Source organism: Arthrobacter jiangjiafuii (genome assembly GCF_018622995.1).
GTDB lineage: Bacteria > Actinomycetota > Actinomycetes > Actinomycetales > Micrococcaceae > Arthrobacter_B > Arthrobacter_B jiangjiafuii.
On record NZ_CP076022.1, the window covers coordinates 1621792 to 1635896 of the forward strand.

Annotated in this window: 13 protein-coding genes and 1 tRNA gene; 7 read left to right on the forward strand and 7 right to left on the reverse strand. The window is 65.1% G+C overall.

From position 1 onward, the window contains the following. The first annotated feature begins 353 nt into the window (after nucleotides 1-353). Nucleotides 354-743 carry an SHOCT domain-containing protein gene (locus KKR91_RS07635; RefSeq protein ID WP_210231088.1) on the forward strand — a complete coding sequence of 130 codons (390 nt, stop codon included), beginning with the start codon at nucleotides 354-356 and terminating at the stop codon, nucleotides 741-743. Between the two features lie 35 nt (nucleotides 744-778). On the opposite strand, the gene KKR91_RS07640 is transcribed toward KKR91_RS07635, so the two are convergent. Both KKR91_RS07640 and KKR91_RS07645 read right to left on the reverse strand, forming a co-directional pair. Continuing rightward, a complete protein-coding gene (locus tag KKR91_RS07640) occupies nucleotides 779-1672 on the reverse strand; it encodes a helix-turn-helix transcriptional regulator (RefSeq protein WP_210231089.1) in 894 nt (297 codons plus the stop codon). A 247-nt stretch (nucleotides 1673-1919) separates the two neighbouring features. Beyond that, the gene (locus KKR91_RS07645; protein WP_210231090.1) at nucleotides 1920-2525 is read right to left on the reverse strand and encodes an ANTAR domain-containing response regulator; all 606 of its coding nucleotides are present in this window, start codon (nucleotides 2523-2525) and stop codon (nucleotides 1920-1922) included. 127 nt (nucleotides 2526-2652) lie between these two features. Between KKR91_RS07645 and KKR91_RS07650 the strand changes: the two genes are divergently transcribed. Beyond that, a tRNA-Leu gene (locus tag KKR91_RS07650) sits at nucleotides 2653-2734 on the forward strand. Nucleotides 2735-2759: 25 nt separating this feature from the next. On the opposite strand, the gene KKR91_RS07655 is transcribed toward KKR91_RS07650, so the two are convergent. From KKR91_RS07655 to KKR91_RS07665, 3 genes are all read right to left on the reverse strand, one after another. Continuing rightward, nucleotides 2760-3968 carry an IS481 family transposase gene (locus KKR91_RS07655; protein ID WP_420481427.1) on the reverse strand — a complete coding sequence of 403 codons (1209 nt, stop codon included), beginning with the start codon at nucleotides 3966-3968 and terminating at the stop codon, nucleotides 2760-2762. Between the two features lie 424 nt (nucleotides 3969-4392). After that, the gene (locus tag KKR91_RS07660; RefSeq protein WP_210228364.1) at nucleotides 4393-5211 is read right to left on the reverse strand and encodes a hypothetical protein; all 819 of its coding nucleotides are present in this window, start codon (nucleotides 5209-5211) and stop codon (nucleotides 4393-4395) included. A 146-nt stretch (nucleotides 5212-5357) separates the two neighbouring features. Next, nucleotides 5358-6293 carry a 5'-3' exonuclease gene (locus KKR91_RS07665; protein ID WP_210228366.1) on the reverse strand — a complete coding sequence of 312 codons (936 nt, stop codon included), beginning with the start codon at nucleotides 6291-6293 and terminating at the stop codon, nucleotides 5358-5360. Nucleotides 6294-6446: 153 nt separating this feature from the next. Here KKR91_RS07665 and KKR91_RS07670 point away from each other — a divergent pair, with 153 nt between their 5' ends. After that, nucleotides 6447-6902 (forward strand): NUDIX hydrolase, encoded by a 456-nt coding sequence (locus KKR91_RS07670; RefSeq protein ID WP_237687537.1) that lies wholly within the window; start codon nucleotides 6447-6449, stop codon nucleotides 6900-6902. 19 nt (nucleotides 6903-6921) lie between these two features. Next, on the forward strand, nucleotides 6922-7401 hold the full coding sequence (locus KKR91_RS07675) for an NUDIX hydrolase (protein ID WP_210228371.1): 480 nt from the start codon (nucleotides 6922-6924) through the stop codon (nucleotides 7399-7401). Between the two features lie 82 nt (nucleotides 7402-7483). Here the strand turns inward: KKR91_RS07675 and KKR91_RS07680 are convergent, their stop codons facing one another. Then, nucleotides 7484-7915: a TipAS antibiotic-recognition domain-containing protein gene (locus KKR91_RS07680; RefSeq protein WP_210228373.1), complete on the reverse strand. Its 432-nt coding sequence runs from the start codon at nucleotides 7913-7915 to the stop codon at nucleotides 7484-7486. 257 nt (nucleotides 7916-8172) lie between these two features. Here KKR91_RS07680 and KKR91_RS07685 point away from each other — a divergent pair, with 257 nt between their 5' ends. Beyond that, nucleotides 8173-9624, forward strand: coding sequence for an ABC transporter permease (locus KKR91_RS07685; RefSeq protein ID WP_210228374.1), 1452 nt, complete (start codon nucleotides 8173-8175; stop codon nucleotides 9622-9624). 45 nt (nucleotides 9625-9669) lie between these two features. Here the strand turns inward: KKR91_RS07685 and KKR91_RS07690 are convergent, their stop codons facing one another. Next, nucleotides 9670-10332, reverse strand: a complete 663-nt coding sequence (locus KKR91_RS07690) for a TetR/AcrR family transcriptional regulator (protein ID WP_210228376.1) — start codon at nucleotides 10330-10332, stop codon at nucleotides 9670-9672. Between the two features lie 155 nt (nucleotides 10333-10487). Between KKR91_RS07690 and KKR91_RS07695 the strand changes: the two genes are divergently transcribed. Together KKR91_RS07695 and KKR91_RS07700 are read left to right on the forward strand one after the other, a co-directional pair. After that, nucleotides 10488-12752 carry an ABC transporter permease gene (locus tag KKR91_RS07695; protein ID WP_210228378.1) on the forward strand — a complete coding sequence of 755 codons (2265 nt, stop codon included), beginning with the start codon at nucleotides 10488-10490 and terminating at the stop codon, nucleotides 12750-12752. Nucleotides 12753-13051: 299 nt separating this feature from the next. Continuing rightward, the gene (locus KKR91_RS07700; protein ID WP_210228380.1) at nucleotides 13052-14017 is read left to right on the forward strand and encodes a bile acid:sodium symporter family protein; all 966 of its coding nucleotides are present in this window, start codon (nucleotides 13052-13054) and stop codon (nucleotides 14015-14017) included. Nucleotides 14018-14105: the final 88 nt, after the last annotated feature.

A 14105-nucleotide genomic window follows, 5' to 3' on the forward strand; every position in this document is an offset into this window, starting at 1 on the left:
ATCATCCGGCCGGGCAGCTTTTTCCCTTTTTGTTATCCGTTTCCATCCACTCATATCAAACTTTCTGGATATAACCCTGATTTCAAACCCAGGGGAGACTCGGGCCCCGATCTTAAGGAACCTAACTTCCCACCCCAAAACCGCCTGGACCGGAGGGGTCTGGGAGGCGGCCGGCGCCGCCGGCGTCCCATCTCACCCTTTGAGGGTGAGGTGCCCGGGACCAGCCGGAATTCATAATTGAGTGGTAGCTGCGTGGAATTCCGTCTGTCATGTGCCGGCGCTGGGGGAGGCTGTGGCCTGGCAGGAGATGCTCGTTTGAGCGCCGCGCCAACCGATGAAAGCAGGAGGCCTCCATGGAATTCTGGGACGACTTTTGGAGCATTATCTGGTGGGTATTTGCCGCCACGGTTTTCTTTGCCTACCTGATGGCATTGTTCGCGGTGATCAGCGACCTCTTCCGGGACCGCGGGATGAGCGGCTGGGGGAAGGCTGTCTGGCTGATCTTCCTGCTGTTCTTTCCCGTCCTTACCGTCCTCGTGTATCTCATTGCCCGCGGCAAGGGAATGAATGAGCGGGCGCAGGAAAGCGCCGAGGCGAGCAGGGAATCCACCGAGGCATACATTCGCCGGGTTGCCGGGGGAAGCCCCAGCGACGAAATTTCCAAGGCCAAGAATCTCCTGGACCAGGGAGCCATCACTCCGGACGAATTCGAAACGATCAAGCGCAGGGTGGTTCCCGCCTAAAGGTTCACCGCAGGACGGCGGGGCACCGTGCGTCCCTACAAAAGGCCATTATCGATGGCCTTGGAGACAGCCGCAGCTCGGCTGGTAACGCCGAGTTTCTGGTAGAGCGACCTGATATGGGTCTTCACGGTATTGGGGCTGAGCTGTTGCCTCGCGGCGATGCTCTGCACGGTTTGGTACTGCGGCAGCTCATGCAGGATTTCCTGCTCTTTGGGCGTGAGCAGCTCGAACAGGCTGCCGGGTGGCGAACCGTAGTCCCGGTCCCGGTTGGCAGGGGTTGGCCGGTGGGAATCGTACCCCAGATACATCCCCGGCAGCAGCGTGAGGGCAGCAGCCCAGCCTCCGGTGAGAGCCTGGACGATGTCCAGGTCCTGCTGGATGAGATGAATGCCGCGGGCGCCCAGAAAAGCGGCTGTTTCCGCCGTCGTGAAGGCCAGTTCCTGCGTGCCGTACGTGAGCGTCGCGCCGCCGGACGGTGAATCCGCTGCCGGGGGAGCGGGCCGGGACCGGGCGCCGTCGTTGTAGGGGAGTTGGGGCGGATGGCGTCCGGCGAGGACAAAACGGACATTCCACGGCCGGGAAGCAATCAGGGCGGCCAGCCACCGGCCGCCGTCTGCGGCGGTGTCCAGGCAGTGGATGTCGTCGATGAGTACCGTCAGCCGCCGGCCGTCAGGACCCGGCAGGATCCGGGTTAGTGCGGCGAGCAAGGGGGCGGGTCCGCCGACCGCGGGAAGGCTGATCCAAGCAGTGGTTTCGCCAGCGGACGCCAGCTCGGATGCCCACATGGCCAGGAGCGTTGTTTTGCCCGTGCCTGCAGCGGACCATACCTCGGTGGTTCCGGTGCCGGTGGCAGGTACCAGCCGTGGCCGGGATAGTTCGCGGCCCATGAGTGGCGGCGGATGAAGCAGGCCGGCGGGGGAGACGCACATAGTTCATTTTCTCCTGCAAGAGGTGCCCTAAATATAGGCGTCGCGTCCGGCGCCGCATAAGCCGGGGCGGGTCCCGGGCTTTCAAAACCGGGAAATCTGCAGGCGGCAGGCCGGCCCGGTCACGTTTCGGACCCAACCCCGCGCCGCTTCCGTATAACGCGCAAAGGCCCCGGCCGACGTCGTCGGGCAGGGCCTTTGCGGTATCTTGCGTTGTGCTTCCGGAGCTGCAGCGCTCCGGGCGAAGAGCCTAGTTGACCTGGTTGATGATGGTCTCGGCGACTTCGCGCATGCTCAGGCGGCGGTCCATGGAGGTCTTCTGGATCCAGCGGAAGGCCTCGGGCTCGGTGAGGCCCATCTTCGTGGTCAGCAGGGATTTGGCGCGCTCCACCAGCTTGCGGGTGGCGAACTGCTCCTTGAGGTCGCTGACCTCTTCTTCGAGGGCCTTGATTTCCTCGTGGCGGGACAGTGCAATTTCGATGGCCGGGATCAGGTCGGCGGGTGTGAAGGGCTTGACCACGTAGGCCATGGCGCCGGCTTCGCGGGCGCGCTCCACCAGTTCCTTCTGGCTGAAGGCGGTCAGCAGGACCACGGGCGCAATCCGTGCCTTGACGATCTGCTCGGCTGCGGTGATGCCGTCCATGACGGGCATCTTGACGTCCATCAGGACGAGGTCGGGCTTCAGCTCGATGGCCAGGGCAACGGCCTTCTCGCCGTTGTCCGCCTCGCCGACGACGTCGTATCCCTCTCCGGTGAGGATTTCCACGATGTCGAGACGGATGAGCGTCTCATCCTCGGCGACGATGACGCGCCGCGCCGGTGCGTTGGACGGGGCGGACTCAGTTGACTCAGACACAGGTGCTCCTCAGATGCGGTTGGACTGCCGTGTGCGAACTGACAGTTCACAGAAATAGCCTATCCGCATGTAGAGTAGATTCGCGCCCAACACGGATTGTGAACTTGTGATTCACACCGCAGGGCAGGCCCGAATGGCGGAATTGGCAGACGCGCTGCACTCAAAATGCAGTATCGAGAGGTGTGTGGGTTCGAGTCCCACTTCGGGCACTTTTGTGATGAGTCGAGACATCGTTCACGGATGAGTCGCGACATAGGTAACACCCCGGTCTTCGGACCGGGGTGTTTTCTTTTGTCTGGGTTGGTAATCGCGTGAGGGGTCCAGGGTCAGTTCGCGCAGGATCTCTCCGGTGGCTGTTTCGGTGATGACGATGTCCTGTTCGTGGATGAGCATGAGGATGTGTTTGCCGGCGTAGGCCCGTCCCAGCCCGATATGTCGCAGTCTGCCTGCGTAGCGCAGTGAGACCTTCCCGGTCATGTCGATGCGGTCCACGCGGACCCGCCAATGACCTCCCTGCCGGGCTGTCAGCGGTACCGCTTTGACGGTGGCGTTGTAGGCCTGGACGGGTGTTTTCCGGTCCAGCGCGCGGTGCGGACGTTCATGGTTATAGATATGGCGGAACTTTTCGAGCTGGGCGTTGAGGTCCTGCAGGGTCTCTGCCCGCGGCTGGCCGCTGAGCCATTTCTTCAGGGTTTGATGGAAGCGTTCAATCTTTCCCTGGGTTTGCGGGTGGCCCGGGGATCCGTTCTTCTGGGTGATCTTCAGGGCGTGCAGGAGGTTCTCGAAGCTGTTGCGGCCGCCTTTGCCGCCGGCGAAGCGGGAGGTATAGACCAGGCCGTTGTCGGTCAGGGTGGAGGCCGGCAGCCCGTACTGGTTGGCGGTTTTGAGGAAGGTCTCGCTGACGGCGGTTCCGGTGACGGGCCGGTATGCGGTGCAGGCGAGCAGGTAGCGGGAGTGGTCATCGAGGAAGTTCAGGATCTCGGTATCGGTGCCGTCGGCCAGCGGCCAGTGGGTGAAATCGGATTGCCAGGTCTCGTTCGGTTGGGCGGCTTCGAAGCGGTGAAGTGAGGATTTGGGCCGTTTTCTGGGTGCTGGGGTGATCAGACCGGCGGCGTGCAGGATCCGGCGGATCGTTGAGGTGGAGGGCGCGGTGATGCCTTCCCTGGCGAGGTGCCAGGCGATGGTGACGGGACCGGCGTCCAGGCCCGCTGCGGTTAGGTCCCGGCGCAGGGACCTGATCCGGTCAGCGGTCGGGGGCGGGATGCGGTGTGCGTTGTTGTGCGGGCGGCGGGAGCGCTGTGCCAGGGCTGCTGTGCCGCCGTCCCGGTAGCGGCGGATCAGGACGTGGACCCAGCGGCGGCTCACGCCGTAGCGGCGGGCGGCCTCGGAGATGCTGAGGCCCTGCTCGGTGACGGACAGGACGATGACCTTCTGCTTTGACACGGCCGATTCTGGACCGGGGCCGGTATGAAGCATGTCGCAACTCATCGGTGAAGTGTCATCTGTAAACGATGTCCCGACTCATGTGTGAACTATGTCGCGAGTCCCAGATACCAACTTCGGGCACCTTGTATGACGAGCAGAGGCAGTGTCCGCGGATGACGTTCGCTTGAGCCGCGACATACGTAACACCCAGTCGTCGGACCGGGGTCTATTCTTGTGTGTTTTGGTTGATAGTCGTGCGCGGTCCAGGCAGTTGGGTTCGGACCCGCTGCCGCCCCGCCCAGGCTGCAGATGTACACCCCAGCGGACGGCTGAAGAATCGGATCGGTTTTGCGGGAGGTGAAGCCCCACCTTCCAAACGCTGCGGCCGCTCAAGCTGACAGTGGTTCTTCTGCCTTCTGCGCCCGGGTAGGTGGGCTATTGCCTAGGGGATTCGAATAGTATGGATAGCGGGATCCGAGCCGCTCTTCTCAATACTAATCTTCAGCTGGCCTCCCTTTTGGCCGTTCGCGGCAACGTATAAACGCGTGGACTGTCCCACGAGTAGTTGGGTATGACCGACCATATTGACATCTTGCTTATCATCCTGGTTGCCCACATAGGTGGCCGCTGGCTTAATCGATAAATCTGCATCACTGTTGTTGGTGACTTCTACAGAAAATCTGTAGCTGTCTGCATAAGCCAACTTATGTCCTCCCAGAAATTTTACTTTTAGGGGACCCACTAGTTGATCCTCATTCGAAGCGGGTGTCACAATCTGGGAGACTGGGATGCCATTAACCGTAAAATCGATCAGCCTATGATATTCGTCAAAGTTGAAGTTGGCATAGGTGAGACAGTTTGAGGAATTGTCTGTTGCACAAAGATTTACACGTTCAGAATTAGCGTCAATGTTGTAGGAGTCGTCGGAATATTCGACTTCCCTTGCCGGGTACGCGCTCCACATGCCTTGAAGGATGAGTATGAATTGCTCCGCCGGAGATCCGGGTGACGCATGCGTAAGTGCCTTACTCACTCCCGAGTCAGGGGTTCCCTCAGGTGCTGAAGAGTCAGAATATGCTGCATGGAAGTAGCTCGAAGCAGCAGATTCATTTGCCTTTTTATCCCCCGGCGTCGTCAGGCCAAAAAATGGATAGGCCCAGTCGAGCCCTGAAAGCACAAGTGCAACGATGGAGATCCCAGTTGCAATGAGTGACAGGACTGTAGTGCCCCGCCCGGCGGACGATTGGTCGGCCGACGCCATCACATGCTCCGGCTGAGGCATCGGTGCCTGGCCGGACGCGGCGACACAGGACTGTGACCATTTCGATCCATGGTCGATGGTAGCGCGAAGCAAGTCGACAAGACTGCTTGAAAATTACTCGTCCTCAAGGCATCACAGCAGGCCCCTCAGCCCAGCCGGTCAAAGGCCTCCAGCAGCCGCGTCACGGAGCCTCCCAGGTTCCACTCCTTGCCCAGCCCCTCCAATTCGGCACGCGCATCACCGGTGACCGGGTGCAGCTCCGCCCCGACCTGCCCGAGGCCGGGCAGGTCCAGATCGCGGACCACCTGGACCACGGTCGGTGCCACCTCCAGATAGTCGGCTGCGGCGGCCAGCTTGGACCGCACCGGCGACGAGAGCGGACTCTCCGGATCCGAGGCCGCAGCGAGCAGGGACTCGAGGCTGCCGTATTCGCCGAGCAGCGACGCCGCGGTCTTCTCGCCAATGCCGGAGACCCCGGGCAGGCCGTCGGACGCGTCGCCGCGCAGGGTCGCATAGTCCGCATACTGCTGGGGCAGCACGCGGTACTTCTCGACGATCGACGCCTCGGTCAGCACATCGAGGTTCTTCATCCCGCGCGCGGTGTAGATCACGCGCACCTCGCGGTCGTCGTCGATCAGCTGGAACAGGTCCCGGTCGCCCGTCACCACGTCCACGGGCAGGTCGGCGTGGCTGGCGTAGGTGCCGATCACGTCGTCGGCCTCGTGTTCCGGAGCGCCGACGACGGCGATGCCGGCCAGCTCCAGCGTCCGGAGGATCATCGGGATCTGCGCTTCCAGCGGATCGGGCACCACTTCGACGTCGGGACCGGCCACCACCACCTCGGCCACCCGGTGCGTCTTGTAGGTCGGCAGCAGGTCCACCCGCCACTGCGGCCGCCAGTCATCATCCCAGCACGCCACCAGATGCGTCGCCTCATAATCGGCGGTCAGCCGCGCAATCATGTCCAGCAGGCCGCGGACGGCGTTGACCGGAGTGCCATCCGGGCGGCGGATGGTGTCGGGCACGCCGTAGAAGGCGCGGAAGTACAGGGACGCGGTGTCGAGCAGCATCAGGTGGGGCATAGGCCGATCCTTGCATGAATAAACCGGCAGCGGGAGGACGCCCCGTTGGCGTGGCGACCGGGCAGGCGTACCGGCCCGGGACCGGGCCGGAGCCGGCTGCGGGCGTCCCCTAGGATGGGGACCGTCCGTGAACCGTGGAAGGCTGGAGCCCCGTTGAGTGATCGATTTTCCCTAGTCCCGGCCAGCTACCTCATCTTCCGCCGCGGCGGACAGGTCCTGCTTCAGCTGCGGCGGGGGACCGGCTACATGGACGAGCATTGGGCGACGGCGGCTGCCGGCCATGTGGAGGCGGGCGAGTCCGCCCTCGAGGCGGCACTGCGCGAAGCGAAGGAGGAACTTGGCGTCACTGTTGCCCCTGACGCCGTCGTTCCGGTGACCGCCATGCACCGCCGGCAGGGGGAGTTCCTGCCGGTCAATGAGCGGGTCGACTTCTTCTTTGCCTGCACCGAGTGGGAGGGCGAGCCGCGGATCATGGAACCGGGAAAGGCCGCTGAGCTGCGCTGGTTCCGTCTGGACTCCCTGCCCACCCCGATGGTGCCGCACGAACTGTCGGTCTTTGAACTCCTGGCCGGCGGCGTCCCGCCCATTCTCACGCACGGCTTTTCCTAGACGGCACGAAGGAGCACGCATGATTTCCAGTGCAGGAATCCTGCTCTACCGGAAGACCTCCGCTACCGGGACCGCCGGCCTCGAGGTATGGATCGGGCACATGGGCGGACCGTTCTGGGCCCGAAAGGACGAGCATGCCTGGTCCGTGCCGAAAGGGGAGTACCTCTCCGGCGAGGAGCCGCTGGCCGCAGCCAAACGCGAGTTTGCCGAGGAGATGGGTACCCCGGCACCGGCTGCGGACTACCTCCTGCTGGGCAGCTTCCGGCAGTCATCAAAGAAGACCATCATCGTGTTCGCAGCCGAGTCCGGCTTCGCCCCGGAGCAGATCAACAGCAACACCTTTTCCCTGGAATGGCCGCCGGGCTCCGGGAAGGTACGGGAGTACCCCGAGATCGACGACGCCGGCTGGTTCCCCGTGGCGGTGGCCCGGACCAAGCTGGTCAAAGGCCAGGTGCAGGTCCTGGACGCACTGCTGCGTGTGCTGGAACCCAAGAGTTAGCTGCCTGAAGCCGTGCAAGGCGCCTGCCGCCGTCGTCCTCCAGCGGGTTCCGGCCCTGGCCGGCCGGGCCCGGCACACCGGATCAGCCTGTCGGCTGGTCCGAGCTGCCAAGGGACCGCGCATAGGTGCACAACGCATCCCGGACGTACTGCGCCCCCGACGCGAACTCGCGGGTGTAGTTGGCCGCAAACCGGTCATCGGCCACGTACATCTCGGCCAGGCCGGTCAGCATCTGCGGATCCGGCTGCGCCTGCCGCGAGCCGGCGGTGATCCAGCCGGCATGACGCCGGGCAATTTCCTGGGCCTCCGCACTGTCTGCGGGCAGCCCGCTCCGCTGCGCGGCATCCCAGGCATCCTGCAGTGCGGCATGCTCGGCCTGGAATCCGCGCTTCTGCGCCTCATCCAGCGAGCGCCACCACTGGTCCGATTCTGCGTAGGCCTCCCGGCCCCAGCGCTGTTCCACCTCCTCCCGGTATTGGGTGTGGTCAAAACCGTTGAACATTTGTTCTGCCATGATTTCTTTCCCTCCTTCCAAAGCCTCCAGAGTGGCGCGCACCGCTCCGATCCGCGCCTGTAACCGGTCCTGTTCCTCCCGCAGGAGCGCTCCACAACACCACCAGCCTAGAAGTTGACGCTGCGTCAAAGTCAACTCCTGCCGGCACCGGGTGCGTAACGCCAGATTCCGGGACGGACCGTATCGGCCGGACCGGCCCGCGACTAGGCTCGAAACACCGCACTGCGCGACGATTCCGGCCCTGGAGGTAACGCCCAATGCCCGCCCATGCCGCTGAAACCAATCCCACTGACTCCACTAACTCCACCGGCCCCACCGGCCCCGCCGATCCTGGACCCCGCCACACCCGCAGAACCCACCCCTACCGTTCCCCCCGGATGTGGCTGCTGCCGCTGCTGGTGCTCCTGCTGCTCGGCGGAGCCGGATCCGCGCTGTACATTGGCGGACTCGGCAATCCGGGCGGAAACCTGAACCATTTTCCGATCGCCGTGGTCAACTCCGACCGCGGCGCCCAGGCCCCCGACGGCAGCCAGCAGAACCTCGGCGCCACCATCAGCGACCAGATGCAGCAGGGATTCTCAGCGAACGATGAGATCGACCTGCGGGTGCTGTCCTGGGACGAGGCGCAGGACCAGATGCGCCACGGGCAGATCCACGCCGCCGTCGTCATCCCGGAATCCTTCTCCTCCGACGCCCTGGGCCTGGTGAGCGGCGCCCTCACACAGCAGGACGTCACCCGGCCGTCCATCACTGCATACACCGCACCGCTGGCCGGGCCGCTGGCCAGCAGCCTGGCGACCTCCGCAGTCGATACCGCCCTGGACCGGGCCAACACCAGCCTGGGGGAGCAGCTCACCGAGTCGGCGCAGACAGCGCAGACCCAGGCGCAGGCACAGCTGCAGGCGGAGCTTCGCCGTCTGGGTACCACCCTGCCGCCCCAGCTGGCCCAACAAGCGGAGCCGAAGATCGACGGCACCGCTGCGGACCTGCTGCGGGAACCGATCCAGGTGACCACCACCGCGTATCAGGAACCGCCGCAGGGCAGCGCCCTGGGCATGGGGGCCTTCTTCTATTCGGTGCTGTTGATGATCGTCGGGGTCGCCGGCTCGGTGGCGATTCACTTCCTGGTGGACTCACGGCTAGGCGTGGCGCCGGTGGAACTGGGCCCCCGGTTTGTCCTTGGCCGCCCGGTGCACCCGCCCCGGTGGAGCACCTATTTCATCAAATGGGGCATCGTGGTCCTGGCCGCCCTGCCCACCGCCGGGCTCATGATGTGGGTGGCCGCCGCCGTCGGCATGCCCATTCCGCACGGCGGCTGGTATTTCCTGACCACGTGGTTGTCCATCGTCACGGTTTCCGCCGTGACCTTTGCCCTGATCACCGTCCTGGGCAGCGCCGGAATGATCCTGTCGCTGATCTATGTGGTGTTCATGGGGCTGCCCGCCGCGAGCGGCGTGGTGCCGCTGGAGGCGCTGCCGGGCTTCTTCCGGTTCATCGCCCCCGGCGAACCGCTCTACCAAATGACCATGGCGAACAGGGCGGTCCTCTATTTCGATGCCGATGCCAGCGCCGGAGTGCAGAGCGGCATCATCGGGATGCTGGTCCTGATCCTGATCGCCGTGGCCGTGGCGATGATCTTCTCGGTGATCTATGACCGGGCGCTGGGGCGGCGGGACGCGGGCGGAATACCTGGCGGAGCTGGGCATTGAACCGGTGGAGCAGTGGAGCCGCCATGGCAACGGCCGCCGCGTGAGCTAGGGCAGGTAGAGCGGGGCGGGCCGGGAGATGAAATCGCCGGGATGGGTGACCGGGGCGGAGAGCATGCCGGCGCAGGAATCGATCAGGAAATAGCCGACGCCGGTCCAATTGGCCGGCTCGGTGCCATCTTGGACTCTCGCTTCATACTCGGCGCACACTCCGAGGACCATGCTGCCCAGGATCCAGGACCGGCCGTAGAGCGCCGTCCGGGAGATGGTGCCGAGCTCGGCTTCGATGCGCCCGACCAGGGTCTCGATGAGCGGATTGGCGACGGCGGAGCGGGAGAGGACCTCGTGCATCGAGGGAACCGTCCGCATCTGGTTGACGAACCGTGCCCGCCAGCTGGGCAGCGGCAGGGAGGCCAGGTGCTCGACCCACGGCAGAATCAGGCAGGCCAGCAGGTCATGCACCCCGGCGTCGTCGGCGAGGTTGGAAACCAAGGCCTCCCGGCGGAGGGCGGTATCAGCAGCGTGCCGTCCAATGAGGGCATGGAGCAGTTCGTCGCGTCCACCGAAGTGGTACGCGACGGCGGAGTGGTTGGCTGTGCCGGCCCGCTCCGCGATGCGCCGGTTCGAGACCGCGTCGATGCCGTTGGTGGCAAAAAGCTCTTCGGCGGCATCCAGTAGGACTTCCCGCGCATGATCACCGTGCTGGCCCATGGACCCTCCCCTCATTTCCCCGCTGTGTTGCGTCGATTAACCCATTTTACGCCACATGGCGTAATTTTAACGAGCTGGTCTCACCGGCCGCGCATTGGACCGTCGCGTTCATGCCTCTCGCATCACCCATCGATCCACAGCACAGGAGCACGACCTTGAGCCCCACGTCCCCCACGTCCACCGACTATCCGCCGGGCGAGGCTCCAACAGCGCCAGGCGAAACTGCGGCGAGCGCCGCCGTCCCCGGCGCACCTGACCGTGAAGCAGCAGCCCTGAAGCGGGCCAAGGCGGAAAAAATCGGGCGCTATGTCGCGATGTTCCTGATGCCGCTGATGATGGTGTCCATGCTGGTCGGCGGCTACCTTGCGGCCATGCACGCCCCCACCCCGCATGACATGCCCATAGCCGTCACCGGCTCGACCGCGCAGGTGCAGCAGTTCACCGACGGACTGGAGTCCGGAAACCCGGATGCCGTCGATGTGCGGGTCGTGGAATCCGAGCAGGAAGCCCGGCAGCTGATTCTGGACCGGGAAGCATCCGGTGCCGTTTCCCTGTCCGCCGGCAGCGCCACCGTCTACACGGCCAGTGCCGCAGGTGCCTCCCAGTCCAGCAGCGTCACCGCGCTGTTGGCTCCGCAGGTCCTCGCGCAGGGCCTGGCCCTGACCACCGAAGACCTCGCGCCGCTGCCGGACAGCGACATGGCCGGCCTCGGTGCCATGTTCATGACGACGGCCCTGATGCTGGCCGGCTACATGCCGCTGAGCCTGATCCTGTCGAACTCGCCGGAACTGCTGAGGTTCCGCCGCTTCGTTCCGCTGCTGGCGGGCTGGTCGGCGCTGATCGCCGCACTGGTCTGGACCGTCGTCGGGCCCATCATGGGGATCGTCGAGGGCCACACCGCCGCCGTCCTGGGCATCTGCGCCCTCGCCGTGTTCGCCGTCGGCAGCGTCCAGCTGTTCCTCACCCGGATCCTGGGCCCCATGGCCGTGCTGGTGGGCATGCTGTTCCTGATGGTCCTGGGTGTTCCCGCATCCAACATGAGCATGTCGGTGCATACGATGCCGTGGATCTACCCCTACCTGCACGGCTTCCTGCCGGCGGCCGCCACGGGCGAGTCGCTGCGTTCCGTGCTCTACTTTGATGGCAACGGAGCCGGGAGCCACCTGCTGGTCCTGGTCATCGGCGCCGTCGCCGCGCTGCTTCTCACACTCGGCATCGACGCCCGCAAGCGCCGCCGCAAGCCCAACGCCGCCCCGCCTGCCATCAACGTGGCCTCGCTGCATGGCGGCCCGCGCCCGAAGAGCCGTACCTGGCGCTACGTGACCCTGGCCTTCTTCCCGCTGACCATGGTGGTCATGATGCTCTCGCTCATGCTCGGTGCCATGCACCAGCCCGAACCGCGCGACATGCCCGTCGCCGTCGTCGGCGCCACCGCAGAGCAGGCGGAGCAGGCAGTGTCCGGCCTGGACGAACAGATGTCCGGGCTCTTTGACCTGCGGGCCGTGGACTCGGCAGACGAGGCACGCGGGCAGGTCCGGGACCGCACGGTCGTGGCAGCGTTTGTGTTGCCGTCCGCCGGGAACCCCACCTCCACCCTGCTGACTAACGAAGCCGGAGGCATGAGCGCGCAGCAGGTGGTGCTGTCCGTCTTCGGCCAGGTTGCGGCAGGCCAGCAGGTGGAACTGGCCACCGAGAACCTGGCTCCGCTGAAGGATTCCGATTCAATGGGCATGGCCACCATGTACCTGGCCATGGGCTGGATCATGGCGGGCTTCATGATCATTGTGGTTGGCTCCACAGCCGCCCCGGCCAGCCGGCCGCTGCGCAAGCTGGTGCCGATTGTCCTGGCCTGGGCCGTGGGCATCTCCGCGTTCCTCTGGGTAATTGCCGATGTCTTTGTCGGCGCCATCGACGGCCACTTCTGGCCGCTCCTGGCAGCAGGTACCGTGGCCGTATTCTGCGTGGCCATGTTCACCGCCGTCTTCGACCGGCTGATCGGCATGCTGGCCATCCTGCCGGTCATCGGCATCCTGATGTTCCTGGGCGTGCCGGCCTCCGGCGCGGCCATGTCGATCTACATGGAACCGGAGATTTTCCGCTTCCTGCATGAGATCCTGCCGATGCCGGCTGCCGTGGAGTCCATCCGGTCGATTCTGTACTTCGACGGCGACACCGTCTGGACCCACATGCGGACGCTGGGCATCTGGGGAGCCGTGTCCCTGGTTACGGTGATGATCATCGACCGGTTCAAGCCGGTGCGCACCGAACCGCACCCGGCCGGGGAACCGGCGGGAGAAATCTCCGGCGCCTATGACGCTTCAACCGAGACTGCTGCGCCGTCCGGTGCTTCGGCCGAGGCCGGGACCGAGGCCGCTACCGAGAGCGCTGCGCCGGCCGGAAAGCACGCAGCTTCCGTCTAGTAGGACCCAAACGGAGAAGGGCCGCGGCAATTGCCGGGGCCCTTCTTCGTTGGGGGGTGTCACAGGAAGCCTCGGTGGTCTCAGGCCATCGGCTCCCTCCTCGGGCCGGCTCCGGGAATCCCGGCACCGGACCAAAGGCATGCGGGCACAGCTGTCCCCGCATGCATACATTTTGCCCGGGTCACCTGCTGTTTTTCCGCAACATGGGCGCAGGATTGCCCCAAGACTGGTTCCCGTGCCCGCCCCGCCGCACGGCGTCATAAGTCGCCAATCACAGTCTGGACTGCCAGCATATGGTCATGTCGAACTCACTTCCCAGCTCGCCCCCGCGCAGCCTGACCGCCGAAGACCGCAGTGCCCGCATTGCGGTGACCGTTTTTCCACTGCTCATCCTGGCCGGGGGAGCAGTCGCGCTGTTTTTCCCGCAGCCGTTCACCGGGCTGTCCGCCTTCGTCAATCCGGCGCTGATGGTGATCATGTTCGGCATGGGCCTGACCCTGACGCTGCCGGACTTTGCCCTAGTGGTTCGCCAGCCGCTGCCGGTGCTGTTGGGTGTGGTGGCGCAGTACGTGATCATGCCGCTGCTGGGCGTGGCTGTGGCCTGGGCGCTGCAGCTCAGCCCGGAGCTCGCTGCCGGCGTGATCCTGGTGGGCTGCGCCCCGGGCGGCACTGCTTCGAACGTCGTGACCTACCTGGCCAAGGGCAACGTGGCCCTGTCCGTGGCCATGACCTCGGTGTCCACGCTGCTGGCACCGATCTTCACTCCGCTGCTGGCGCTGTGGCTCGCCGGCAGGTACATGGAGGTCGACGCCGGTTCCATGGCGATGTCCATTGTCCAGATTGTGCTGATTCCCGTGGTGCTGGGCCTGGTGATCCGGTACCTGATCCGCAAGCTGGTGGACCGGGTACTGCCGGTGCTGCCGTGGATCTCCGTTATTGCCATCACCTTTGTGGTCGTTGCCGTGGTGTCGGGCAGCTCGGCCGCCATCTTCACCGCCGGCTGGCTGATCCTGCTGGCCGTGGTCCTGCACAACGGGTTGGGCCTGGGGCTGGGCTACGGCGTCGCCAAGGCCTTCCGGCAGCCCATTCCCTCACGGCGCACCATGGCCGTTGAGGTGGGGATGCAGAACTCCGGCCTGGCCGCAGGCCTGGCCCGGGAGTACTTCACCCCCGAGGCCGCGCTTCCGGCGGCGGTCTTCTCCGTGTGGCATAACGTCTCCGGTGCCCTGATGGCGGCCTACTGGCGGCGGCGTCCCACCGCCTAACCGGCGGGGGCTGTTCCCCGGCGCAGCTTCCCGGGTAGCCTGAGGCGCCCGTGCTTCCTCTAGTGGAAGCGTCCATCTGGAGGCGGGC

What these genes read in the sequence shown, in the direction of transcription:
- KKR91_RS07635 (WP_210231088.1), top strand. Translation starts at nt 354, where the DNA reads ATGGAATTCTGGGACGACTTTTGGAGCATTATCTGGTGGGTATTTGCC.
- KKR91_RS07660 (WP_210228364.1), bottom strand. Translation starts at nt 5,211, where the DNA reads ATGGCGTCGGCCGACCAATCGTCCGCCGGGCGGGGCACTACAGTCCTG.
- KKR91_RS07640 (WP_210231089.1), bottom strand. Translation starts at nt 1,672, where the DNA reads ATGTGCGTCTCCCCCGCCGGCCTGCTTCATCCGCCGCCACTCATGGGC.
- KKR91_RS07680 (WP_210228373.1), bottom strand. Translation starts at nt 7,915, where the DNA reads ATGGCAGAACAAATGTTCAACGGTTTTGACCACACCCAATACCGGGAG.
- KKR91_RS07665 (WP_210228366.1), bottom strand. Translation starts at nt 6,293, where the DNA reads ATGCCCCACCTGATGCTGCTCGACACCGCGTCCCTGTACTTCCGCGCC.
- KKR91_RS07685 (WP_210228374.1), top strand. Translation starts at nt 8,173, where the DNA reads ATGCCCGCCCATGCCGCTGAAACCAATCCCACTGACTCCACTAACTCC.
- KKR91_RS07700 (WP_210228380.1), top strand. Translation starts at nt 13,052, where the DNA reads ATGTCGAACTCACTTCCCAGCTCGCCCCCGCGCAGCCTGACCGCCGAA.
- KKR91_RS07675 (WP_210228371.1), top strand. Translation starts at nt 6,922, where the DNA reads ATGATTTCCAGTGCAGGAATCCTGCTCTACCGGAAGACCTCCGCTACC.
- KKR91_RS07690 (WP_210228376.1), bottom strand. Translation starts at nt 10,332, where the DNA reads ATGGGCCAGCACGGTGATCATGCGCGGGAAGTCCTACTGGATGCCGCC.